This is a genomic window from Burkholderia sp. 9779_493 (genome assembly GCF_015712215.1).
Lineage (GTDB): Bacteria > Pseudomonadota > Gammaproteobacteria > Burkholderiales > Burkholderiaceae > Burkholderia > Burkholderia cenocepacia.
In genome coordinates, this window is sequence record NZ_JACCQA010000008.1 from 176,556 (window position 1) to 200,851 (window position 24,296).

At 65.8% G+C, this 24,296-nt stretch carries 20 protein-coding genes; 8 read left to right on the forward strand and 12 right to left on the reverse strand.

The window, feature by feature from the left end; genetic code table 11:
- Positions 1-450: 450 nt before the first annotated feature.
- From H0X95_RS10825 to H0X95_RS10835, 3 genes are all read left to right on the forward strand, one after another.
- Positions 451-2,070 (forward strand): TIGR04222 domain-containing membrane protein, encoded by a 1,620-nt coding sequence (locus H0X95_RS10825; protein WP_059721102.1) that lies wholly within the window; start codon positions 451-453, stop codon positions 2,068-2,070.
- Between the two features lie 239 nt (positions 2,071-2,309).
- Positions 2,310-4,229, forward strand: coding sequence for a tetratricopeptide repeat protein (locus H0X95_RS10830; RefSeq protein WP_059721101.1), 1,920 nt, complete (start codon positions 2,310-2,312; stop codon positions 4,227-4,229).
- A gap of 66 nt (positions 4,230-4,295) precedes the next feature.
- On the forward strand, positions 4,296-5,048 hold the full coding sequence (locus H0X95_RS10835) for a WbqC family protein (protein WP_059721100.1): 753 nt from the start codon (positions 4,296-4,298) through the stop codon (positions 5,046-5,048).
- Between the two features lie 107 nt (positions 5,049-5,155).
- Here the strand turns inward: H0X95_RS10835 and H0X95_RS10840 are convergent, their stop codons facing one another.
- The 8 genes from H0X95_RS10840 to H0X95_RS10875 form a co-directional block, all read right to left on the reverse strand.
- Positions 5,156-5,563, reverse strand: coding sequence for a hypothetical protein (locus tag H0X95_RS10840; protein WP_059721099.1), 408 nt, complete (start codon positions 5,561-5,563; stop codon positions 5,156-5,158).
- A 491-nt stretch (positions 5,564-6,054) separates the two neighbouring features.
- Entirely contained in the window at positions 6,055-6,876 is an 822-nt protein-coding gene (locus tag H0X95_RS10845) for a methyltransferase domain-containing protein (protein ID WP_059721098.1), read from the reverse strand.
- 97 nt (positions 6,877-6,973) lie between these two features.
- Entirely contained in the window at positions 6,974-7,438 is a 465-nt protein-coding gene (locus H0X95_RS10850) for a GNAT family N-acetyltransferase (RefSeq protein WP_059721097.1), read from the reverse strand.
- The gene (locus H0X95_RS10855) at positions 7,435-8,583 is read right to left on the reverse strand and encodes a DegT/DnrJ/EryC1/StrS family aminotransferase (protein WP_059721096.1); all 1,149 of its coding nucleotides are present in this window, start codon (positions 8,581-8,583) and stop codon (positions 7,435-7,437) included. Before H0X95_RS10855 ends, H0X95_RS10850 begins: the two co-directional genes overlap by 4 nt.
- Positions 8,584-8,607: 24 nt before the next feature.
- A complete protein-coding gene (locus tag H0X95_RS10860; protein WP_059721095.1) occupies positions 8,608-10,950 on the reverse strand; it encodes a tetratricopeptide repeat protein in 2,343 nt (780 codons plus the stop codon).
- Positions 10,951-11,207: 257 nt separating this feature from the next.
- Positions 11,208-11,507 carry a flagellar protein FliT gene (locus H0X95_RS10865; RefSeq protein WP_059721094.1) on the reverse strand — a complete coding sequence of 100 codons (300 nt, stop codon included), beginning with the start codon at positions 11,505-11,507 and terminating at the stop codon, positions 11,208-11,210.
- 25 nt (positions 11,508-11,532) lie between these two features.
- A complete protein-coding gene (fliD, locus tag H0X95_RS10870) occupies positions 11,533-13,041 on the reverse strand; it encodes a flagellar filament capping protein FliD (protein ID WP_006484094.1) in 1,509 nt (502 codons plus the stop codon).
- A 132-nt stretch (positions 13,042-13,173) separates the two neighbouring features.
- On the reverse strand, positions 13,174-14,328 hold the full coding sequence (locus H0X95_RS10875; RefSeq protein WP_196446045.1) for a flagellin: 1,155 nt from the start codon (positions 14,326-14,328) through the stop codon (positions 13,174-13,176).
- Between the two features lie 530 nt (positions 14,329-14,858).
- On the opposite strand from H0X95_RS10875, the gene rpsU reads away from it, so the two are divergent.
- Positions 14,859-15,071: a 30S ribosomal protein S21 gene (gene rpsU, locus H0X95_RS10880; protein WP_006401410.1), complete on the forward strand. Its 213-nt coding sequence runs from the start codon at positions 14,859-14,861 to the stop codon at positions 15,069-15,071.
- 166 nt (positions 15,072-15,237) lie between these two features.
- On the opposite strand, the gene H0X95_RS10885 is transcribed toward rpsU, so the two are convergent.
- Positions 15,238-17,361 (reverse strand): TonB-dependent siderophore receptor, encoded by a 2,124-nt coding sequence (locus H0X95_RS10885; RefSeq protein WP_059721092.1) that lies wholly within the window; start codon positions 17,359-17,361, stop codon positions 15,238-15,240.
- Between the two features lie 228 nt (positions 17,362-17,589).
- Between H0X95_RS10885 and H0X95_RS10890 the strand changes: the two genes are divergently transcribed.
- Entirely contained in the window at positions 17,590-18,825 is a 1,236-nt protein-coding gene (locus tag H0X95_RS10890) for a PepSY-associated TM helix domain-containing protein (RefSeq protein WP_059721091.1), read from the forward strand.
- A gap of 105 nt (positions 18,826-18,930) precedes the next feature.
- Here the strand turns inward: H0X95_RS10890 and H0X95_RS10895 are convergent, their stop codons facing one another.
- The gene (locus H0X95_RS10895; protein WP_034201116.1) at positions 18,931-19,533 is read right to left on the reverse strand and encodes a DNA-3-methyladenine glycosylase I; all 603 of its coding nucleotides are present in this window, start codon (positions 19,531-19,533) and stop codon (positions 18,931-18,933) included.
- Positions 19,534-19,674: 141 nt separating this feature from the next.
- On the opposite strand from H0X95_RS10895, the gene H0X95_RS10900 reads away from it, so the two are divergent.
- The gene (locus tag H0X95_RS10900; RefSeq protein ID WP_034201115.1) at positions 19,675-20,556 is read left to right on the forward strand and encodes a BadF/BadG/BcrA/BcrD ATPase family protein; all 882 of its coding nucleotides are present in this window, start codon (positions 19,675-19,677) and stop codon (positions 20,554-20,556) included.
- Positions 20,557-20,717: 161 nt separating this feature from the next.
- Complete coding sequence (locus H0X95_RS10905; RefSeq protein ID WP_059721090.1) at positions 20,718-21,542, forward strand: Cof-type HAD-IIB family hydrolase; 825 nt, start codon at positions 20,718-20,720, stop codon at positions 21,540-21,542.
- A 130-nt stretch (positions 21,543-21,672) separates the two neighbouring features.
- Here the strand turns inward: H0X95_RS10905 and aqpZ are convergent, their stop codons facing one another.
- Positions 21,673-22,416 carry an aquaporin Z gene (gene aqpZ, locus H0X95_RS10910; protein ID WP_006489324.1) on the reverse strand — a complete coding sequence of 248 codons (744 nt, stop codon included), beginning with the start codon at positions 22,414-22,416 and terminating at the stop codon, positions 21,673-21,675.
- A 299-nt stretch (positions 22,417-22,715) separates the two neighbouring features.
- Here aqpZ and H0X95_RS10915 point away from each other — a divergent pair, with 299 nt between their 5' ends.
- Positions 22,716-23,012 (forward strand): H-NS histone family protein, encoded by a 297-nt coding sequence (locus H0X95_RS10915; RefSeq protein ID WP_006489320.1) that lies wholly within the window; start codon positions 22,716-22,718, stop codon positions 23,010-23,012.
- A gap of 103 nt (positions 23,013-23,115) precedes the next feature.
- Here H0X95_RS10915 and H0X95_RS10920 read toward each other — a convergent pair whose 3' ends face one another.
- A complete protein-coding gene (locus H0X95_RS10920; protein WP_006489318.1) occupies positions 23,116-24,180 on the reverse strand; it encodes a glycosyltransferase family 4 protein in 1,065 nt (354 codons plus the stop codon).
- Between the last annotated feature and the right edge of the window lie 116 nt (positions 24,181-24,296).

Below are 24,296 nucleotides of genomic sequence, written 5' to 3' on the forward strand. Positions count from 1 at the left end.
GGCAGTGAAGATGGCTCTCATGGTCGAGCTTCGCGGGGCGGGGTTCAACGAGATGCGTGCGTGGTCCGGGCGGACACGCAGCGCGGCGCGTGTCGTGGCGTGCGGCGCGCCTTACGCTTCATGGACGGGTGCCGAGGGTCACGGGTGGGGGCCGTGCGTGCCGTGCAGCCAGATTGCAGCCTGGGTGAACCGGGGCGGGCTTGGGTGATCTTGTGCAACCTTGGTTTTGCCGCGGGAGATGCCGGCGGATCCTTGCGGGGCAAGGGTTCGGCACGCGCAGATAAAACTCCGAAGGCAGGGGTTGCTGGTTCGATCCCGGATGCGCTCGCGATTGCCGCACGGCGATTTTGCGTGGGCGTGCCGACGCATTTGCCGGTGTGCGAGAATCGCCCACAACGACCACTCCAAGCGTCGATCGCGGCGGCCGTCCGCGCATCGCGCCGACTCCCGATGGCTGCCATTCCGTCTACCTCGACCGCAGTCGCTGCCTGCCCGCTGACCGATGCGCAGCAGGCGCTGCTCGCGCGTCTGCACGCGTATTCCCCCGACGATCCCGACGCGCCGCTGCCGTACAGCCGGCGCCTCGCCGACGCCGAAGGCTGGTCGCACGACCACGCGCTGGCCGTGATCGACGAATACAAGCGCTTCGCGTTTCTCGCGCAGGTGGCCGGGCATCCGGTCACGCCGTCGGTCGCGGTCGATGCCGCGTGGCATTTCCATCTGCAATACACGCTCGAATACTGGGACGTGTTCTGCGCCGGCGTGCTGCGCGCGCGGCTGCACCACATGCCCGGCACCGGCGCGCCGGACGAGGCCGCCGTGTACGCGCAGCGCTATCGCGACACGCTCGACAGCTATCGCCGGCTGTTCGGCTGCGAGCCGCCGGCATCGATCTGGCCGCGTCCCGTCGACCGGGCAGTCGAGGGCGAGGCGGAGGTCGAGACGCAGCAGCCCGAGCGCATGGTCGCCGTGGCGCCGCGCCGTGCGTGGCGCGACCGTCTGCCGAAACTCGTGTGGCCGGCGGCCGCCGCCAGTGTCGCCGCGACCTGCGCATCGGCGCAGGATCTCGACGTGCTCGACTACACCGGGCCGCAGTTTCTCGCGTTTTACGTTCCGGCCTGCGTTGTCGCGTTGTTGTTGATCGTCGCGTTGCATGCCATCGAATTTCGCATCCGGCGCTGGGGCCGGCGCACGCGCAAGGCTTCGTCCGGGCTGAGCGCCGACGAAGTCGCCTATCTCACCGGCGGCGAAGCACGGGTCGCGCAGGTCGTGACGATGTCGCTCGCGCATGCGGGCGCGGTCGATCTGTGGAGCGTTCACCTGCAAGGCAGCTACGTGAAGATCGCGGATCTGGAACGCGCGGGTCGGTACGACGACTACTGCGCGTGGCTCAACGAGCAACCGTCCGGCACCGTGCGCTACGGCGTGTTTCGCGAGCGGCTCGCGAGGTATGCGCAGGAGGTCGTCGACGGGATGCGTGCGCAGGGCTGGTTCTGGGCGCCCGGCGAGTTGCGCGCGTCCCGGACGGCCGCGCGCGCGATCGCGCTGCTCGTGTTCGGCACGGGCGCCGCGAAGCTTGCGGTCGGTTTGAGCCGCGGGCGGCCCGTGCTGCTGCTGTGCATCTGCATGGCGGTGTTCGCGATCGCGTACCGGATCGTCGCTGGAAGGCTGACCGGCTTCCGGCGCGGCGGCCCAACGGCGGCCGGGCGCGCCGCGTTGCTCGAGCGCAGGAACGCGCACGATCCGCGGGCTGCGCGCGACGCGCGGCACGTACGCAGCGCGCAGGGAGCGTCCGGGACACGCGACGCCCAAGGTGACGATCCGGATCCGTTGCTGTGGACCGCAGCGCTGTTTGGCGCAGGCGCGCTGGCCGGTACCGTATGGTCGGCGTATGCAGGCCCGGTGCTGGCCGCGTCGCGGATGCCGTCGGTCGCCGCGGCGAAAGCGGGCGGTGGCACTTCGTTCGACTCGTCCGACGGCGGCGGCGCGTCGTCGAGCTGCAGTTCGTCGAGTTCGTGCAGTTCCAGCTCGTGCAGTTCGAGCAGTTGCGGCGGGTGTTCGTCGAGCTGAGCGGACGGCCGGTGTCGTTCAGCGAGGCCCCGCCACGCACGGGGTGACGGGGCCATCGCCCGAACAACCGCATGGAATGGGCTCAGATCGTCGCATCGCGTGCGTGCATGCTTCGGTAACCTGTCAATCGACGCTCTCCGTGCCGAAACGGTCGCCCGGGCGCGACACGCGTCGCGCATGCCGGGCTGCCGCCGTGGCGGCCGGACGCGATGACTGTCCGCCGCTTTGCCCAGCCCTCCATGACGACGCCAGCTTCCGACGTTTCCGCGTGCGTTCGACACGCCGCGACCTTGTGCCAGAACGGACAGTTTGCCGACGCACTGTCGCTTGTCGCGCCGCAGCTCGACGCGCCAGCGGTGGACGTCGCGGCGCTGCACGTCGCGGCCGTCTGCGCGCTCGGCCTGAACCATCTGGCGGACGCAGAAGCCTCGTGGCGGCGCGCGATCGATGCGATGCCGGCGTTCGAGCCCCCCTACGACGGCCTTCACGCGCTGCTGATGTCGCAGGGCCGCTTGCCCGACGCCGAAGTGATCCTGCGCCGGCAGCTTGCCTGCGTCGCGCCGTTGCGCGCGTCGCACCATCACCGGCTCGGCAAGGTGCTCGAAGCGCTCGGCCGGCTCGACGAAGCCGAGCAGGCGTTCGGGCAGGCCCTGTCGATCGAGCCGCGGTCGCCCGACGTGCTGACCGATTTCGGCAACCTGCTTCGCGTCCTTGCCCGGCCGGCGGAGGCGGAACTCGCGTACCGGCTCGCGATCGCGGTTCGCGCCGACCACGTACTCGCGCACGCGAATCTCGGCGCGATCCTCGTCGACATGCGGCGGTTGCCGGAAGCGGAGGCGGCCAGCCGGCAGACCATCGCATTGTGTCCCGATCATCCGGAAGCGCATTACAACCTCGGCGTCGCGCTGCAGAACCTCGATCGCCTGCCCGAAGCGGAAGCGGCCTATCGCGACGCGATCCGCTGCCGGCCCGACCTGCCGCAGGCGCACAATAATCTCGGCTGCGTCCTGCGTGCGCAGGGCCGCCACGACGAAGCGGCCGTCGCGTTTACCGACGCGCTGGCACTCGCGCCGCAGATGGCCGAGGTGCACTACAACCTCGGCACGACCTTGGCGCATGCGGGCCAACTCGACGAAGCCGAACGCGCATACCGTCGCGCGCTCGAACTGCGTGCCGATTATGACGACGCGCGCTTCGGGCTGGCGACGCTGCTGCTCGGCGTCGGTCGGTTCGAGGAAGGCTGGCGCCGCTACGAATCGCGCTACGAGCAGTCGACGTTCGTGCACCGCCGGACCCGCGAGGTACTGCGGTGCGCGCAGTGGCAAGGCGAGCCGCTGGCCGGCAAGACGCTGCTCGTGTGGCAGGAGGACGGCCTCGGCGACATGCTGCAGTTCAGCCGTTATTTCGCGGAATTTCGCGCGCGGCAGGCGGCGCGGGTGGTGTTTGCGTGCCAGCCGGCGTTGCATCGGCTGATGGAGACGGTCGATGGCGTCGACGCGGTGCTCGATCACGAGGCGGCTACCGCGCAGGCCGCGCAATTCGATTACTGGACGAGTCTGTTGAGCGCGCCAATGCACGCGGGCACGACGCTCGACACGATCCCGCCACCGGTGCGGTTCGTACCCGATCCGGCGCGCGTCGCGCACTGGGGCGCGCGCCTCGATGCGCTGCCGCCCGGCCCGCGCGTCGGACTCGTGTGGAAAGGCAATCCGAAGCATCACAACGACGCGCACCGTTCGCTGCCGTCACTGGCATTGCTGACGCCGCTGTGGAGCGTGCCGGGCGTGAATTTCGTGAGTCTGCAGAAAGGGCAGGGCGAGGACGAAGCGCGCCAGCCGCCGGGCGGGCTGCCGTTGCTGCACCTGGGCTCGGAACTCGACGATTTCGCCGATACGGCCGCGATCGTCGCACAACTCGATCTCGTGGTGTGCGTCGACACGTCGACCGCGCATCTGGCCGCATCGCTCGGCAAGCCCTGCTGGGTGCTGCTTCCGAATCAGGACGTGGACTGGCGATGGATGCACGACCGTGAGGATTCGCCGTGGTATCCGGGCACGGTGCGGTTGTTCCGGCGCGGGCGCGGCGAAGCCTGGATCAGAGTGATCGAGCGTATGCGGCTGGCGTGCGCGGCGCATTTCAGAGAATGCGTCGATGCGTAGCCTGTCTGGCATGCCGCGCCGCTCGCCATCCATTTTTTGTGCTGCTTGTCCGTCAGGGGTGAGGCGATGAAAGTCGCGATCATGCAACCGTATTTCCTGCCGTATATCGGCTACTTTCAACTGATCGAAGCGGTTGACCGGTTTGTCGTATACGACAACATCAAGTACACGAAGAAGGGTTGGTTCAACCGGAACCGCTTCCTGCTCAACGGCAGTGATGCGCTGTTCAGTATTCCGCTGAAACGAGATGCCGATTCGCTCGATGTTCGTGATCGAGAGGTGTCGTCCGATTACGATCCCGTGAAACTTGCCGCCCAGTTGAAGGGAGCCTATGTTCGTGCGCCGTTCTTTGAGCAGGGATTCAACCTCGTGAGCGCCGTGATCGACGCAGATGAGCCGAACCTGTTCCGGTTCATCAAGCGATCGATTGATGTCGTCGTGGATCGGCTCGGCATCGACACGCGTATCGATGTGTCGTCGTCGATCGACGTTGATCCGTCATTGAAGGGGCAGAGTCGCGTACTCGCGATCTGCGAGTCGCTGGGGGCGACGACGTATGTCAATGCGATCGGCGGTGTTGATTTGTACTCGCACGAGGACTTTGCGGCGCGCGGCATCGATCTGCGGTTTCTCCGGTCGAAGCCGATCGAATACGTTCAATTCGGGGCGCCGTTCGTTCCCTGGCTGTCGATCGTGGACCTGCTGATGTTCAACTCCGTTATGGAAGTGAGGGACATGCTGACGGAATACGATTTGATTCGGGCAGTCTCTGCGGATGGAGTCGCGATGCCCGATGCAGTGCAGCGGGTATCGGAGTGACCGGTCACGGCCGTGTCCTGTCGGGGACGCGGCCGTTCGAGCTGCTGGCCTTGCTTGTGCAGGTAGGGCGATACGCACGCGCACTCCGTGCACCGTGCAAATTGCGCTTAGTTTACCGGCTGAATCAGGAGCGTCGCCTGTCCGACGTTGTCGCCGCAGTAGTCGTCGCTGACGTAGGCGAAAACATCGTTGAGATCGCCGGTCATCAGGATGACGGTCGGTTTGGCCGTGACTGCGGTGCCCCATCGGATACTTCCGTAGCCGCCTTGCATCACCACGGTATCAATGTTGCAGCCATTTTCCAGTGAGCCGCCACTGCAACTCATTGTGTTCGACACAAGAGAGACGGCGTATTGGCCCTTTGCGAGCCTGAATTTCGCCGACGTGCCGCCGGAGACGGTCCCGAAGGAGCTGGAAAGGCAGTTGGCTTTTGCATCGATCACGACACTGGTGGCTGCGCTGCATGTCAAAGAAGCCATGGCCGCGAGCGCGGCGGCGATCAGTTTGGTACGCATCAGTCGAGTTCTCTCAATATTCAATTAGTTGGTATGTGCCTGGCGTTACCAAGCGTGCACCGGAAAACCGGTTTCTCTTGCCTGGATTGCACTTCGTGGCGCGCGATAGGAGAAGGGGAATCCGGTGGTATGCGTCGCACCCGATGCTTGATTGACGCGCGATACAGTTGCCTCGCTCCGGCAGCGATTCAGGCCCGTGGCGTAAGTGTCGGCGAAATGCACAAACGTCGATTCCTTTCGGAATGGCATTCGTTGCATGGCGCCATGCTTACTTTTGCTATAACGGCAGGTCTGTCCCGGAATTTAGGTTTTGCCCGTCATTGCGCGGATAAACCGGAGAGCGTCGGTCCCCATTCGACGTCGACTGCGTTACCTGCTTCGGAAACGGCATTCGACTCGCGGCCACGCATTGCTGGCCGGTATGCGCGGGCCGTCCTGTCAGCTCACGTGAAGGACGGGGCATCGATGCATTTCGTCACATGCAGGCGGATCTAGAATCCCTTCCAGTAGTCGACGAATCCTTCCTTGTAGTGGAACCACGTGGTCTGGAGTTCGCGATTGATGGATGCGACCGTTTCGCCGATATGTGCACACTTGTCGGGAAGCAGCACCCAGCACTTCGCCTGCGGACAGTAGAGCGATGCCCGATAGCCCCATTGCTCCATCAGGATGGTCATGCTTCGATTGGTATGAAAGGCGGTATGGACGGGGGGGCGCAAGTAGAACCATTCCGGGTCGTTCGGCACGCGTTCACAGACAACCGTGTGGATGACCAATGCACCGTCGTGATCGACCATGTCATGCACGAAATCGAGATCGCTGCGGCGCAGGACGTGCTCGAACATCGCCGAATTGATCACGGTCTTGTAGCGACCAAGGTTGGATGGATCGATATATCTCCCCGAGCCGTCGTTTTTCACGTAGAGATCGAAGATCGGCAGTTCAAGATCGTAGTACTTCGCGAGGACATGACTCAACGTACCGTACCCGGCAGCATAGTCGACCATGTTGTCCAGGCGAATCACACCATTCTTTCCGAGCAGGGCCAGCATCATGGCCTGTTCGGCGTACGGCGGCTGGTTGCCCTTCGTTTCGTTGGCGGGATTTTCGATGTAGTGATGAAACTGCCGATTCAGTTCACTCCATTTCTCCACCGGTAGCGATTGATGTGTGCCGGACCAGACGAAGCCGCACTGCCGACATTTGTAATAGTCGACCTTGCCGATCGAACTCATGAAGTCGGAAAAAGGTCGCTCGGTATAGGTCTTCGAGAAATAGTAGTCGCCGTCGGCGTCGCAAATCATGCACTTCATTTTGTCGCGCTCTCTTTCTGCTGAGTGATGCGATAGGCGGCCGCGTGGTCGCGGGGCCGTGTTCAGTGACACCGGGCTTCGACGGGTTTGAGCGATGTCACAACGTGCGTTCGAGCACGATGGCGTCCGATCGCGCATCGATCGGTTTGAAGCCCATCCGCGCGTAAAAGTCGCGGGCGCCGGGATTGTCCGGATGCACCTCGAGGCGGCATCGCAGGAAACCTCGTGCATGGGCCAGCTCGAAGGTTCTGGTGAGCAGGCGTTCGCCAAGACCGGTCCGCCGATGCGTCGGCGCTACCAGGATCAGCGTTACGTACAGTATTCGCGTCGCGTAGTCGTTACAGTAGAAAGCGACGAAACCGTGGCAGATGCCGTCCACTGCTTCGGCGACGAACTCGGCGCGCGCCTCCAGCTTGTCGAGATAAGCGGGTAGCGTGGTACGGATGAAGTCCGCGTTTCGCACCTGTTCCTGCTCGATCAGGTCGCGAATCGCGCTGAATGCGATGGCGCTGGGGGGGCATGAGGACGACCGCGACAGGTCACTGGTTGCCGGCGACGTCACGCGCGCCCCTTGATGATCTTCACGATTCGTTCGACGTCTTCGTCGCGCAGTGCTGGATAGATCGGAAGGCACAGCACGCGCTCGGACGCGTGTGCGGCGGCTGGCAGCAGCGACTTGTGCGCCGACGGCAGCCCGCGATACATCGGAAATTCCGAGATGAGCGGGTAGAAGTAACGGCGCACATAAATTTCGTGTGCGCGTAACTTGCTGTAGAGCGCGTCGCGGCTGACCGGATATTCGTCGTCGACGAGAATCGGAAAGTACGAGTAGTTGTGTCGTACGCCGTCGCCGTGCTCGAGGCATCGCAGTCCACGCAACCCGCTCAGCTGCTCGCGATACAGGGCATCGATATGGGCACGGCGCGCGATTGCCGCATCGACATGCTGAAGCTGCAGCAATCCGAACGCCGCGTTGATCTCGCTCATCTTGCCGTTGATGCCGGGCGCAACGACCGTGACTTCGTCGACGAACCCGAAATTCTTCAGGTGATCGATGCGTTGCTTCGTTTTCGCATCGGGACAGATGATCGCGCCGCCTTCAAAGGTATTGAATACCTTGGTCGCGTGAAAACTCAGTATTGACAGGTCGCCGTGCCGCAACAGACTGCCCGTCGGCGTGTGTACGCCGAACGCGTGTGCTGCGTCATAAATGACACGCAGGTTGTAGTTGTCCGCGATTTTTTGGATCGCCTCGACGTCGCACGGTCGGCCATAGCAGTGCACCGGCATGATCGCGCTTGTCTGCGGCGTGATGGCGGCTTCGATCTTCGCAGGGTCCAGATTCAGCGAATCGGGGTCCACGTCGACGAATACGGGCTTGATGCCGTTCCACAGCAGCGAGTGCGCCGTCGCGACGAACGAGTATGGCGTCGTGATCACTTCGCCGGTGATTCGAAGCGCCTGCAGCGCGGTGACGAGTGCGAGCGTACCGTTCGCGAAAAGCGACAGGTGAGGCACGTCGAGGTAGTCGCATAGTGCGCGCTCGAATTGCTGGTGAAACGGGCCGCCGTTGGTGAGGACCCGGCTGTCCCAGATCTGCTGGAGGTACGGTATGAATTCGTCGAGTGGCGGCAAGTACGGCTGCGTGACGTAGATGCTGTCGCGAGGCAGTTGTACGACGGACGACGCAGGCAGGCTGGCAGTCATGGTGGTCCCTCTGTTGCGTGGAGGTCAGGCCTCGGTCGTGGCCCGTGCGATCGCCGTATCGTCGAAAAGCGGCGTGTCGAATGCGATCGCGGACTCGCCCGCGCACCAGCGTGCCCACATCGTGCGCAGCGCCGACGACAGTCCGGCCGCGACGATTTCCGGGCGGAATGCGGCCGACTCGGCACAGCGCGCGCGCAGGCCGGTGCGAAGCGCCTGAAGCGACGCAGTGTCTTTGCCGAGAGCGAGCGCTTTGGCGACGAACTCGTCCTCGTTTTTCGCTATGTATGTGTCGAGCCCTACGTGCATCAACCAGTTCGCGCTGCCCCGGCCGGCCAGCGTCACGCCAGCGATGGTCAGTGTTGGCACGCCCATCCATAGGGCATTTAGCGTCGTGGTTGAACCTGTGTAAGGAAACGTGTCCAGACAGAGGTCGACGCCATGATGCTGTTGCAGGTAGACAGGAATGTTCGAACGCCGGTGGAACGACAGACGGCCGGCGTCGATACCGGCCGCGGCAAACCATTCGGTCAGCACCCGCTGGTCCCCTTCGTTGCCGATTGCGCCGAGCGCCATGCGCGCGGTCGGATCCGCATGCAGCACGCGCGCCCAGACGCCGATGACGTGGGGGCTGAGTTTGTTCAGGCGGTTGAAGCTGCCGTACGTCGTATAGCCATTCCGTAGCGCGGGCAAGACGTTGACGGGTGGGCAGTTGGGCGGCGGCATGAACGACGAGATGGCCGGCAGCCGCACGATCTGCTCGACGAACTGATCGTCGAATTCGCCGTGCGGCGCGACAAAGCGATCCGCAATGAAGTAGTCCATCGCGGCAAGCCCCGTCGTGGCCGGATAGCCGATCCACGACGCCTGCACGGGCGCCGCACGCTGCGCCAGCGCGACCAGCCGGTTACGACCGGTGTGCCCCGACAGGTCGATCACGATGTCGATGCGATCGTTGCGCACACGCTCGAGGAAGGCCGTGTCGCTCATGCCGGCGACGGTGCGCCACGTCGTGGCGTGGGCCTTGAAACGCTCGGATACGTGATCTTCCTCGAAGTGATTGTGATAGAAGTGCATCGCAATGCCGGGATCGGCGGCGAGATGCTCGATCACGGGCACCGCGTAGGACGCGACCGCGTGGCTGAACAGGTCGCCCGACACGAAGCCGACCTGCAGCTTGCGCGCCGGGTCCCGCGAGTTCGAGAACACGGCCGCGCGCTTGCGCTTGTGATTGCCGTAGCGCTCGCCGAACTTGCGGTGTTCTGTAATGAGCGCCTGCGGATCGAAGTCGCTGATGTGCGTGATACAGAACAGCATGCTGCTGTGGGTGACGCTGTCGGTGGGGTTGATTTCGATCGAGCGCTTCAGCCAGCCCATCGCTTCCTGCGTGGCGCCCTGCTCGAGCAGCACGAAGCCGAGCGTGCCGCACGGTGCAGCGGCGCCGGGCGCAAGCTCGACCGCACGTCGGCAGGCCGCGATCGCTTCATCCATGCGGCGCAGCGCGAACAGCACGAGACCGCGAATCCGGAAGGCCTCCGGATGATCGGGCTGAAGCTGGATCAGGCGCGTGCACTGCTCGTCGGCTTCCTCGAGACGGTTCATCACCCGCAGCGTATCGGCGAGCAGCATGCGCACGAGTAATTCGTCCGGCAGCAATTCGATCGTGCGAAAGCCGGCCTCGATCATCTCCGCGAAGCGGCCTTCCCGGTGAAGCGATGCGGACAGCGCGCGCCAGCATGCGCCGTCTTGCGGGTAGTCGGCGACCAGTTGCCGCGCAAGCGCGGTGGCTTCCGCGTGCTTGTTCTTGTCGAACAGCGCCGCGTGCTTTTGCAGCAGCGTCTGATTGGGACGCCGGACCGGCTTGCCGGAGTCGCTCCTCCCTGCGTGGCCGGTCGCGGTTTCCAGGACGATCGCCGCGTCGATGCCGCTCGGGGCAACCGCGGCAGTCGCGAGCACGACCTCGGGCGACGCCAGTTGCGCGATCAGCCCGTCGAGCGCCGGGCCGTGCACGCCGCGCTGCTGCGCGATTTCGACCGCGATCCACGCGGCGGCCGTTTGCCCGGTGCGATGCAGCGCATGAATGTAGCTGACCCAGTAGTAGCCGTTGTCCGGGTTCGCGCCGATGGCGGCTTCGAAATGCGGCACCGCATCAGTCGCCTGGCCCGTATCGACCATCAGCACCGCGAGGTTGTAATGCGCATCGCCATGCGCGGGCACCGCGTCGAGGATGGCCTCGTACAGCGCCCGGGCGTCGTCGAACGCACCGCTGCGCTGGCGCTCGAGCGCGTTCTCCATGACGAGCGCGATGTCCTGCGCAAGCTGCTGTTCGGGCGTGAGCGCGGCGGTGGCGGGCAGTTCGGTCGAGAACATGATGAAATCTGCGGAAAGTCGGTCGATACCATTATGGGTAGCGGGCCGTCGCGCCGATGCCGCGAGGTGACGGGAAAAGCCCGGTCAGTTTGGTCGATTGACCGGTCGGCCGACGGAGGGGCGGTGCGGCTGGCGACACCCCAAAAAAAACGCCCGCACAAGGCGGGCGGGGAGGCGAACGAGCACGCCCTCACATCAGCGTGTAGTTCTTGTTGTCGGGTTGGCGGCGCGCATTGCGGCGCGCGGCCGGATGCGGATCAGCGGTTCGCGATGCTCTGGTACTGGCCGACGGCCTGCACGCGGCTCATTGCCGCCTGGTATTCGTCGGTCAGCTCCTGCTGCGCGCGTTGCGCATCGGCGAAGATCCGGTCGTTGCTGGCCTGCATGCGGCGGATCGCCGCGATGCCGACGGGCGGCTGGTCGGTCGAGAGCAGTGCGACGAGCGACCAGCGCGCATCGACGAGGCGTACGGCCTCGGCCCAGTCAGCCATCGCGGCCGCATGTTCGATCCCGTCGGTGAGCGCATCGATCTGCGCAATCAGTTCGGTCTGTTCCATCGGTGCTCTCCGGTCCGGCCAGCGATCAGCCCTTGTTGTTCGACATCGCGCCGGCGCTGTTCGCGCCGCCGAACAACTGGGTCAGGTATTGCGAGTTGCTGTTCATCGTCGCCATCAGCGTGTTGAGCGCGGTGAACTGCGCCTGGTACTGGCTCGTCAGCTGGGCTGCGTAGTTGGACAGCGTCGTCTGCTGCTGCGCGACGTTTTTCAGATCGTTGCTGAGCGCGGTCGTGCGCGCGGCGATCAGTCCGTTCGTCTTCGTGTAGTTCGTGATGTTCGTCGTCAACTGCTCGCCGATCCCGTTCTTCGAGTTGAACAGGGACGCGACGCCCGTCGGGTTGTTCTGCAGTGCGCCGTTGAGCGCCGTGCTGTCGACCTTCAGCGTGCCGTCGGCCTGCAGCGTGACGCCGATCGACGCGAGGTTGACCGTCGAGCCGTTGCTGTTCACGCCGCTCGCGACGATCGATGCGAGTGCGTTCTTGATCGTGTTCAGCGTCGAGTCGCCGAGCAGCGGGCCTTGCGACGACGCTCCCGACGTGAAGCTCGACAGCGAGCCCATCGTCGTGACCAGCGTGTTGTAGAGCGTCGCGAAGTTGTTGATCGCGGCGGCCTGGGATTTCGTGTCGGTCGCGACCGTCAACGTTTGCGGCTGCGTGGCGCCGACGGCGGCGCTGGTCAGGTTCAGCGTGACGCCGGTGATCGCGCTCGTCACGGTGTTGCTCGCGCTGGTGCCGGCGATTCCGTTGATCGTGAACGCGGCGTCCTGCGCGGCGGTGCTCTGCTTCCACGCGGCGCTGCCGTTCGCGGACGTGATCGTCGACTGGCCGCCCGTCGTGCTGGGCGTCGACGTGACGCCGAGGCTGGACAGGCCGTTGTCGCCGGCGACGTTGCTGAGCGCGACGCCGATCGTGTTCGCCGCGCCGGTCGGCGTCGAGCTGAGCACGAGGTGCGCGCCGTCGCTGCCGTTGACGACCGATGCGACGATGCCCGGGTTGCCGGTCGCGGTATTGATCGCGGCGGCGATGCCGGACAGCGTGTTGTTGGTGCCGTTCACGTCGACGGTGAACGACTGGCTGCCGAGCGACAGCGTCATCGTGCCGGTGCCGAGCGCGGTCGACGCGCCGAACGCGGCCGACGACAGCGACTGCGACGTCGCGATCTGCGTGACGCCGACCGAATAGCTGCCGGCTACTGCGCCGGCACCCGCGGTCGCGGTGAGGCCGGTGCCGCTCGCGGTCGCGGTGAAGGTGTTCTGCAGCGAGCCGTTCGACAGCGTGGTGAGGCTGGCCTGCAGTGCGCTCAGCGCGGCCGACAGCGCGCCGTACGCGGAAATCTGGGTGTTGTCGCTGCTTTGCTGCGCGTTGAGCGCGGCGGCCTGGCCGGCGGTTTTCGCATTGACGAGTGCCGTCACGAGCGAGTTGACGTCCATCGACGAGTTGCCGGTCGAACCGCTGATGATCGATTGGGCGGCTTGCTGCAGCGCGCTGTTGGCCGAGTTGTTGGCGGCGGTGACGGCGGGATTGATCGTCGACATCGTGTTGCTCCGTGCGGCGGGTGATCCGGGAAGTTCTGGATGAAGACCTGGCGGCGGAGCAACGCCCCGCGCGCCAAGTGACTGCGGCCGGGCCGCGCGTTACGCGGGGCCCGGCCGTCGGTTGCTACGCGATTACTGCAGGAGCTTCAGGACCTGCTGCGGCAGCGAGTTCGCCTGTGCGAGCACCGAGATGCCTGCTTGCTGCAGCACCTGGTTCTTCGACATGTTCGCGGTTTCCTGCGCGAAGTTCGCGTCGGTGATCTGCGACTGTGCCGACGACAGGTCGGTCGATTCTGCCTGCTGCGCCGTGGCGATTGCCGTGAAGCGGTTTTGTGCCGCGCCGAGTGCCGCCTGCACGTTGTTCACCGTCTGCAGCGCGTTGTCGATCGACACCATCGCGACGTTCGCCCCGCTGACCGTGCTGATGTCGAGGTTCGACACGGTAGCCGGCTTGTTGACGGCGTTGATCTGAGCGATTGCGTTGGTGATTGCGGTCTGTTGTGCCGCGGACGTACCTGCGCCGGTTGCGCCCGACTGCAGCGTCAGGTTGCCGACTGCCGTGCCGGTGCCGGTGGTTGCGTTTGCGCCGAACACGGACTGGGCAACGGTTTGCGAGATGGCGCCGCCGTTCTGGTCGGTGAACGTGTAGCCACCCTTACCGTTGGACAGCACGTTGATCGCGGTGATCGTTGCGCCCGAACCGGTGTACGCGCCGTTGTTGTCGAGCGACAGACCCGTCACCGTACCGACCGTCTGGCCCTTCTGCACCAGGCCGCCGCCGATCTTCGCGGCCGACATGCTTTGGCTCAGGTCCAGCGAAATCGTCTGGCCGACGTTCGCGCCGACCTGGAACGACACGATGCCTGCCGAGCCGTCGAGAATGTTCGTGCCGTTGTACGTCGTTTGCGACGCGATACGGTTCACTTCCTGGATCTGCTGCGAAACTTCCTGTTGCAGTGCGGCCTGGTCGGTCGTGGACATCGTGCCCGTCGACGCCTGGACGGCCAGCTGGCGGATACGCTGCAGGCTGTTCGTCAGCGACGACAGTGCGCTCGATGCCGTCTGGATCATCGACACGCCGTCGTTGGCGTTCGACACGCCCTGGTTCAGACCGTTGATCTGGGTCTGCATCCGGGTCGAGATCGCGAGGCCTGCTGCGTCGTCCGCTGCGCTGTTGATGCGCTTGCCCGACGACAGGCGCGTGATGGCCTGGGACAGGGCGTTTTGCGAGCCGTTGAGGTTCTGCTGTGCAACCAGCGAGTTGATGTTGCTGTTAATTCCGAGCATGGAAAAATCTCCTGTATAAGCCGAAAGCCCTGGAAAGCCGTTTTGGCGTCGGCGGAAGCACTCGTTCATTGCTGGCCGCCTCAGAGCAGGATTTCGGCGCACCAAAACAAAACTTGAGGGGCACGTGGAGATTCGGCCCGATTTTTTATCCTTCTTTGTCATTTCGGACCGGCCCGGCACGGCGCCGGATTAAACGGGGGCAGAAACCGGCCCGATGAGGCTCCGGCACTCAGTCGTGACGCTGTGCACACACGACCGACAAAAGGGTGGTTTTGTCTGTGATTCCCTGCTATGATGGCGGGCTGAATTGAGATTTTCTGTCACGCCTTTGCCGGTTTCGGCATGTCTGCTGGCAGTCAAACGCGGCGCTGCACGCGGTTGTGAAGCGTACTCGCGGTGCTTTCCGCCTCTCTTTTCCGGCCTCCGAGGCCGTATTTCCGCTCGTTTCGCCTGTTGTGGGGACGCTCGGATGGCCGGTGCGTGGCGCTTGGCCGCTACGTTTTTGACCGTTTAAGCAATTTAGGAACGACATGACGACGATTCTTCTGAAAGAAAACGAGCCGTTCGAAGTGGCGATTCGCCGCTTTCGTCGCGCTATCGAAAAAAATGGCCTGATCGCTGAACTGCGTGAGCGCCAGTCTTACGAAAAGCCGACCGCAGTCCGCAAGCGCAAGAAGGCAGCAGCCGTCAAGCGCCTGCACAAGCGCCTGCGCAGCCAGATGCTGCCGAAGAAGCTTCACTAAGCGCGTCTGACGGTTCGCCGCGAAACGGCGGAGTGTGCCTCGAAAGAGGCCGCTCCGCCGTTTTGCTTTGGCGGGCCGGGAAAATCCCGAGGCCATTGCGGCACGGGTGTTCCCGCCAGCTGGCGAGACCCAGCGGCCAGCGGGTTGCGGCCGCCGGCCGCGGCGTTCAGAAATCGATCTTCGCGCTCAGGCTCACCGTGCGCGGGTCGCCCGGCTTCACGTAGTCCGCGTACTGGTATTCCCAGTAACGGCGGTTCAACACGTTGTCGATCGATGCGCGCAGCGTCACGTCGTGCCGTCCGACTCGCGTCAGGTAACGCGCGCCCGCGTTGACGACGAGAAAGCCCGGTGCGTCGAGGCCGCCGGCCGCGCGCAGCGGCGTCGCGCCGGTGAATTTCGCGTCGACGCCGAGCGTCAGCCCCGGCACGCCCGGCACCGCATAGCCGAGGTCGCCGGCGAGCACGAAGCGCGGCGCGCCGGCCACGCGGTTGCCGTGGTTGCCGATCCCGTTCGCGTACCACGCGTCGAGCAGCATCGCGTCGACGCCCGCGTTCCAGTGCGCGCCGAATTTCGCGCGCGCGCCGACCTCGATCCCCTGAATGATCGATTCGCCATCCTGCACGTAGACGTTCGCGGCGTTCGCGTATTCGGCGCTGCGCTCGATGCGGAACAGCGCGGCCGTCGCGCTCCAGCGCGCGCGCTCGCTCTTGATCCCCAGCTCGTACTGCTTGCTGCGCAGCGGCTTGAGCACCTGGCCCGCGTTCGCGTAGACATCGTTCACGCGGCTGCCGGGCTCGAGCGACTCGGCGTAGCTCGCGTACGCGGTGGTCGTCGGCGCGAGCTTGAACATCACCGCGAAGGTCGGCGTCACCACGCCGTTCTGGCGATAGCCGGGGTCCTCGGCGCCACTCGCCTGGAACGCGCGCTGCGCGTAGTTCATGTAGCGCACGCCGGCCAGCACCGACCAGCGCTCGGTCAACTGCACGGTGTCGCTCGCGAACAGCGATTTCTGCACGATCTCGCTCGTGCGGTACTGGATGAAGCCGTGCGGACTCTCGTAGCGGTACGGATTCGGCGCATAGAGGTTGCCGGCGCCGAGCGGCACGAACACGCTGTTCGCCGAATAGTCGTTCGCCTGCTTCTGCCACGACGCGCCGAGCACGATCTGGTGGCTGAACGGGCCCGTGCGCACCTTCCCCTCGACCATCGCGCGCCACTGGCTGAAGCGGTGATCCTCCATGCCGACGTAGCGGCTGTCGGTGTAGTTGCCGGCCGCGTCCTGCAGGTAGAGCGTGCTTTCGTTACGCCGGCGCGTCGCCTTGCTGTAGCTGTACGCGACGTCGAGCTGCCAGTCGGGCGCGAGCTGGTATTGCAGCCCGGCCGTATAGAGCTGCAGGTTCGTGTTCAGGTACTGGTCCTTGCCGCCCAGGTTCGTCGATCCGCCGCTGATCGTCGCGGGCAGCGCGCCGCCCGGATAGCTGCCGGTGAAGATCGACGGCGTCTGGCCGGTCGTGCGGCGGTCCTGGTACAGCGCGCCGAACGACACGGACAGGTCGCGCGTCAGGTTCGCCTGCAGCGCGAGCGACACGCTGTCGCGGCGGATGTTGCCGTCGTTGTACGTCTTGCCTTCCTCGTGCGTCGCATTCAGCCGCGCGCCGAACATGTGGTCGGGACCGAAGCGCTGGCCGAGATCGACATGCTCGGTCCACACGTTGGTGCTCCGGTAGCCGATGTCGACGCTGCGCACCGGTTCGGCGCCCGGCTGCTTCGTCACGTAATTGACGACGCCGCCCGGCGTCACGAAGCCATACAGGAAGCCGCCGAGCCCCTTCAGCAGTTCGACGCGATCGAGCTGCTCGTACGGCATCGTGATGCCGTACGTGACGAACGGCAGTCCGTCGATCTTGTAGCCGTTCTGCCAGTCGAGCTGCATGCCGCGCACCGTCATGTAGCTGGCCCAGGCGCTGTAGGCGCCGCTGTTGTCCGACACCGACGCGTCGTTCGCGAACACGTCGCCGAGCTTGTACGGCTGGCGGGCCTCGAGCTCTTCCGACGTGACGATGGTCGTCGAGAACGGCGTGTTGAGCTGGCGGCGGGTGCCGAGCGCACCCGTCGAGATCGTGTCGGTCAAGTGTTGCGGCGAATCATGCGCGGCCGTGATGTTGAGGGCGGGCAGTACCGCGGCGTCGCCGGGCGAATCGTCCGCATGCGCGAGCGACGCGGCAAGGCAGGCGAGGGCGGCGGCCACGCGGCGTGGACGGACAGGCGGGCGGGCGAGGCAGACGGTCATGGCGAGCGAGTAAAAATGCGAGTAAGAATCATTCGCATTGCGTTAAAATGTCGCGCATCGTATCAAAACCCGCCAACCGCGCAACAATTCCATGCCGCGTACAAGGGCATCCGGCCTCGCCGGCCCGACCGGGAGACCGTTGCGCGGTGCTCGACATCAAATGAACTGCATCCCGTCGAATCGGGGCCGCCGCTCGTGCCGGCCCGCCTTCCTTTCGCTGCGCACGCGATGAATGCGTTCCTGCGACCGTTTCTCGTGCGCCTGCACCGCTGGTTCGGGCTCGCCATCGCGCTGTTCCTGTTCGTCGCGGGGCTCACCGGCGCATTGATTGCGTGGGACCATGAGCTCGACGCGGTGCTGAACCCGGATTTCTACACCGCGCGCAGCGGCGCGGCGCCGCTGGCGCCGCTCGAACTCGCGGCGCGCATCGAGGCCGCCGATCCGCGCGTGCAGGTGACTTATCTGCCGCTCGCGATCGAACCGGGACACACGCTGCAGGCGGGCGTGATGCCGCGTACCGATCCGGCGACCGGCCAGCCGTACGCACTCGGTTTCAGCCAGATCGCCGTCGATCCCGCGACCGGCGAGGTGCAGGGCCGCCGCGAATGGGGCGCGCCGTCGCTCGCGCGGCTCGACCTGATGCCGTTCATCTACCGGCTGCATTACTCGCTGTTCCTGCCCGTGTACGGCGGGGTCAACTTCGGGTTCTGGGTGATGGGCGTCGTCGGCATCGTGTGGGCGATCGACAGCCTGATCGCGCTGGTGCTGGCGTTTCCGAACCTGAAAAGCTGGCGCAAGTCGTTCGCGTTCCGCGTGCGGCGCGGCGGCTACCCGCTCGTGTTCGACCTGCACCGCTCGGGCGGCGTGTGGGTGTGGGGGCTGTTGCTCGTCGTTGCGATCACATCGATCTCGATGAACCTCGCCGTTCCGGTCGTGCGCCCGCTGGTCTCGCTGGTGTCGCCGCTTGCCGAAACGCCGTATACGAATCCGGAGCATTTCCCGCCGGCCCCGCCGGGCAGCCAGATCCTGCCGCGCGAGCGGATCGTCGAGATCGCGCGCTCGGCCGGCCGCGACGCAGGGATCGCCGCGCCGCCGGGCGCGCTGCTGTTCGCGCCGGGGATGAACGCGTATGCGGTCGGATTCTTCACGCCGGGCAACGACCATGGCGACGTCGGGCTCGGCAATGCGTGGCTGTACTGGAATGCGGTGACCGGCAAGCCCGTCGCGGCTCAGGTGCCGGGCCGCGGTTCGGCCGGCGACCTGTTCATGCAGGCGCAGTTTCCGCTGCACTCGGGGCGAATCGCCGGTGTCGCCGGACGTGTCGCCGTGAGCGTGCTCGGCATCGTGATCGCGATGCTGAGCGTGACGGGTGTGTGCATCTGGGTGAAGAAGCGCAGCGCACGCGGGCGGGCTGCGCGGAGCGCGCGACCGGCCGTGCCGGCATCGTCGCGCGCCGCGCGATAAGGACCGCGGGGCAAGCAGCAAGCAGCAAGCAGCAGGCGGCAAGCGGACGGCGCGACCGCCGCCGGGCAGCGGCGCGGCACCCGCGCCGGGTGTGCGCCCGCGCCGTCAGCCCGCCTTGCGCCGGCGGGCCGGCTGCTTGCCGCCGAGCGCCGCGCATCGCGCGTGGCACGGGCAGCCGGCTTCGTGATCGTTGACCATGCCGGTTGCCTGCATCAGCGCATAGCAGATCGTCGAGCCGACGAACTTGCAGCCGTACGCCTTCAGCGCCTTGCTGAGCGCGTCGGACTGCTCGGTCGAGGCGGGCGCGTCGCGGTACGACTGCCACGCGTTCTGGACCGGCGTGTCGCCGACGAACGACCACAGGAACGCGGCGAGCGACCCGTGCTCTTCGCGGATGCGCTGCACGGCGCGCGCGTTGGTCACCGCCGATTCGACCTTCGCACGGTTGCGCACGATGCCCGGGTTCTCCAGCAATTTCTCGATGCGCGTGGGCGTGAAGCGCGCGACGGCATCGACGTCGAAATCGGCGAACGCTTCGCGATAGCCCGCGCGCTTGTTCAGGATCGTCGACCACGACAGCCCGGCCTGCGCGCCTTCCAGAATCAGCATTTCGAACAGGTGGCGATCGTCGTGCGAGGGCACGCCCCACTCGGTATCGTGATAGTGAGCGTCCGCTTCCGTCTTCACCCAGTTGCACCGCTGCGACATCGTCTGCCTCGTTTTCAGTGTCGATTCGATCGCGCCAGCATAGCGGAAGCCCTTTTGGCGGGATAGCCGGCCGAACGGCAGATGGGCGCGCGGCGCCGATCCGGTTAAGCTTGGCGCCTGTTCGAATCAGCGGGATGAAGCATGGCGGCATTACTTTTTGCGATCGGCATCGACGGCGGCGGCACGGGCACGCGCGCGGTACTGGCCGACCGGGACGGGCGCGAGCTGGCGCAGGGGCGCGGCGGCCCGTCGGGGCTCGGTCTCGGCATCGAGCGGGCATGGGCGTCGATCGGCGCGGCGTGCGCGGACGCGTTCACGCAGGCCGGTCTCGCGTTCGACTGGTCGCAGTGCGCGCTCGGCTGCGGGCTGGCCGGCGTCAACAACGCAGCGTGGCTCGCCGCATTCCGCGCGCAGGCGCCGCTCGGCGCGCTGGCGATCGAAAGCGACGCGTATACGACCGTCGTCGGCGCGCACGGCGGCGCGCCGGGGCTCATCGTCGCGCTCGGCACCGGCAGCATCGCGGCGGCGCTCGACGCGGCCGGCGCGTGCCGGATCGCGGGCGGCTTCGGCTTTCCGTCCGGCGACGAGGCGAGCGGCGCATGGCTCGGCGTGCGCGCGCTCGCGTATGCGCAACAGGCGCTCGACGGCCGCGTGCCGCGCGACGCGTTCGCCACGGCGCTGCTCGCGGAAACCGGCGCGCGCGATCGCGATGCGCTCGTCCAGTGGTCGTGCGACGCGAACCAGACGATCTACGCGCGTCTCGCGCCGATCGTGTTCGCGCACCGCACGCATCCGGTTGCGCGCGCGCTGATCGCGCAGGCTGGCGACGAGATCGGCAAGATGATCGACGCGCTCGATCCGCAGCACGCGCTGCCGGTCGCGCTGTGCGGCGGGCTGGCGGACGCGCTCGCGCCGGCCGTGCCGGCGCGGCATGCCGCACGGCTGCGCGCGCCGCTCGACGATTCGGCGCATGGTGCGCTGCGGCTCGCGCTCCAGGCGTTGCGGGCGGCGGAGGGAGCCTAAGCCGAGTGGAGCGCGCGCGGCGAATGCCGCATCGCAGCAGCGCCGCAGGCGGCGCCCGGCCGGTAACCGCGAGGCAACCACCCGGCAACCGCCCGGCGCGCTGCCGGGCCCGACGTTAAAATGACGCTTCCTCCGTGCCCCGAGCGCCACTCTCCCGTCCCATGTACAAAGTCATCGCCACCGATCTCGACGGTACGCTGCTGAACAGCGACCACCAGCTCGACCCGTACACGATCGACACCGTTCGCCGGCTCGACCGCGACGGCGTGCAGTTCGTGATCGCCACGGGGCGCCACTATGCGGACGTCGCCGGCATTCGCGACGTGCTCGGCATCCGGCCGTACCTGATCACGTCGAACGGCGCACGCGTGCATGCGCCGGACGACACGAAGATCCACGGGCAGGACATCGACGCAGCGATCGTGCGCAGCCTCGTGCAGCCGGACGTCGTCGGCGCGCACGGCCGCGTGATCGTCAACCTGTTTACCAACGACGGCTGGCTGATCGACCGCGAAGCGCCACACCTGCTCGAATTCCACCAGGATTCGGGCTTCCGGTACGAGGTGATCGACATGGCCGCGCACGACGGCGCCGATATCGCGAAGGTGCTGTATATCGGCGAGCCGGCCGATCTGGCGGTCGTCGCCGAGCAGATGCGCGTGCAGTTCGGCGATACGCTGTACGTCACGTACTCGCTGCCCGACTGCCTCGAAGTGATGACCGCGAACGTGTCGAAGGGCCGCGCGCTGCGCACGGTGCTCGCGCGGCTCGGCGTCGACACCGGTCATTGCATCGCGTTCGGCGACAACATGAACGACATCGACCTGCTCGAAACCGCCGGCCATGCATTCATGATGAACAACGCGAACCCCGACCTGGTCGCGCGGCTGCCGCACATCCCCCGGATCGGCAACAACTTCGACGCGGGCGTCGCCCGCCACCTGCGCACGCTGTTCTCGCTCGAAGACGACGTCGTCGCGTCCTGAGCGCCCGCCCGGGCGCGTGTTCCGCGCGGAAATGAAAAACGGGCGCCAGGGGCGCCCGTCGAAATTGCCTGCCTCGATGTTCTTCGACAGCGTGAGGCTCGCTGCTCTGCTCGCTTGACCCCGTAGTGTTTTATTCGCTTGTGCGAGCGGATGCCGGCAGCAGGTCGACGGCGTCGTCACGCCCGGCGACCAGCGGGTAGATGATCCCCGCGAGTACCGCGCCGATCAGCGGCGCGACCCAGAACAGCCAGAGCTGGCCGATCGCGTCGCCGCCCACGAACAGCGCCGGGCCGGTCGAGCGCGCCGGGTTCACCGACGTGTTGGTGACCGGAATCGAGATCAGGTGGATCAGCGTCAGGCACAGCCCGATCGCGATCGGCGCGAAGCCGGCGGGCACCCCGCGCTTGTCGGTCGCACCGAGGATCACGAACAGGAAGAAGCCCGTCATCACGACTTCGCAGATGAACGACGCGGCGAGCGAGTAGTGGCCGGGCGAGCGATCGCCGAAGCCGTTCGTCGCAAAGCCGCTGCCGACAACGTCGAAACCCGGCTTGCCGGTTGCGATCAGGTACAGCACGAATGCGCCGAGCGTGGCGCCGACGACCTGCGCGACGATGTACGGCGCGAGGTCGCGTGCCGGGAAGCGGCCGGCAACCGTCAGGCCGACGCTCACCGCCGGATTCAGGTGGCAACCCGAGATGTGGCCGATTGCGAATGCCATCGTCAGCACGGTCAGGCCGAAGGCGAGTGCGACGCCGGCAAAGCCGATGCCGAGGCCCGGAAAGGCGGCGGCCAGCACGGCGCTTCCGCACCCGCCGAGCACCAGCCAGAACGTGCCGAATACCTCTGCAGCGAGACGCTGAGAAAGATTCATGTAAGGACCTCGTCCAAGTGGGTTGAAGACCCCGGCCGACGCAACGGATTTATTTCGTCGTCCGGAATTGGTCTGGATTATAGGAAATGAATCGGGTCCGGGAGGGTAAACGATTGTTAAATTTGAATGGCTGACGAATGCCTTTTATTAGAATAAGTCCGCATTCTCGATATAGACGATTCGGTTAAAGATGGCAGCATTAATTTCGAAGGGCAGGGCGGCAGTGCAGACGACGTAACGGATGTTGGTGTCCCGGCCGGATTCGCCGGGGCCGCATCATCGAAAAGGGGAGTCGAAAAATGTCTCAATACGCGAAACTCAAGGCGCAGATCGCCGATCTGCAGGCCCAGGCGGACGACGTGCGCCGCCAGGAAGTGGCAGCGGTGATCGCCGATGTCCAGCGAATGATTGCCGAATATGGCCTGACGGCCCAGGACCTGGGCTTCGCGGAACGGGCACGGCGCGGGCGTCCGCCGAAGAAGGCGCCGTTGCCGCCTAAATACCGCGATCCGAAGTCGGGTGCAACCTGGAGCGGGCGTGGCAAGCCGCCGAATTGGATCGTCGGCAAAAACCGCGATCGTTTCCTGATCGAGTGACCGAAAGCCCAATAGAAAGAGCCGCATCGACGATGCGGCTCTTTTGTTTTGCGCGCCGATTTCGGCGCGGATTTTACGGTCTATTTCGGCGCGGATTTCCGTGTCAGGCGCCCGCGACCCGGCGCAATGCCGGTTGCTTGGTTGCCGCGCAAAGCGATTCGTAAGTTTCGACGTAACGCCGCGCCATTGCCTTCGAGCTGAAACGCGTGTCGAAACGTTCGCGGATCGCGGGGCGCGACAGGCTGTCGATCCGGTGCAGCGCGCCGACCGCGCCCTGCACGTCTTCGACGATGAAGCCGGTCACGCCGTCCTCGATCACTTCCGGCACCGAGCCGCGGTTGAACGCGACGACCGGCGTGCCGCAGGCCATCGCCTCGATCATCACCAGGCCGAACGGCTCCGGCCAGTCGATCGGGAACAGCAGCGCCTTCGCGCCGGACAGGAACGCGGGTTTTTGCGCTTCGTTGATCTCGCCGATGAATTCGACATGCGCCTGGTCGAGCAGCGGCTCGATCACTTCCTTGAAGTAGTCGGCGTCGGCCTTGTCGACCTTCGCGGCGATCTTCAGCGGCAGCCCGCTTTGCGCGGCGATCCGGATCGCGGTGTCGACACGCTTTTCGGGACAGATCCGGCCGAGGAACGCGAGGTATTCGGGCTTCACGTCCGGCTGCGGCGTGAGCAGCGTGTCGGGCAGGCCGTGGTACACGGTGCCGGCCCACGCGGCCTGCGGCAGCGGCTTGCGCTGGTTGTTCGAGATCGACACGACCGGCGAATCGGGGAACGCGTCGAACACGGGCTGCAGTTCCGGCAGGTCGAGGCGGCCGTGCAGCGTCGTCACGTACGGCGTGTCGAGGCGCGACATCAGCGGGAACGGCAGGTAGTCGAGGTGGAAGTGCAGCACGTCGAATTCGTGCGCGACCCGCGCGACCTGTTCGAGGAGCCGCATATGGGGCGCCATCGAATCGCGGACCGACGGGTCGAGCCGCAGTGCGCGCGGCCAGGCCGCCTCGAGACGGGCCGACGTGACGGAGTCGCCGCTGGCGAACAGCGTCACGTCATGGCCGAGTTCGACGAGCGCCTCGGTGAGGTAGGACACGACACGCTCGGTGCCGCCGTAGAGTTTCGGCGGGACGGCTTCGTAAAGCGGCGCGATCTGGGCAATTCGCATGGGTGTTCTCCTGTGTCGATCCATGGGCGCGACGGCGCCGATGCGGATCCCGTACAAGGTTGCGGAACTTGCCGACACACGCGGTTGGCGGTACGTGGCCGGGCCCTGGGCGGATG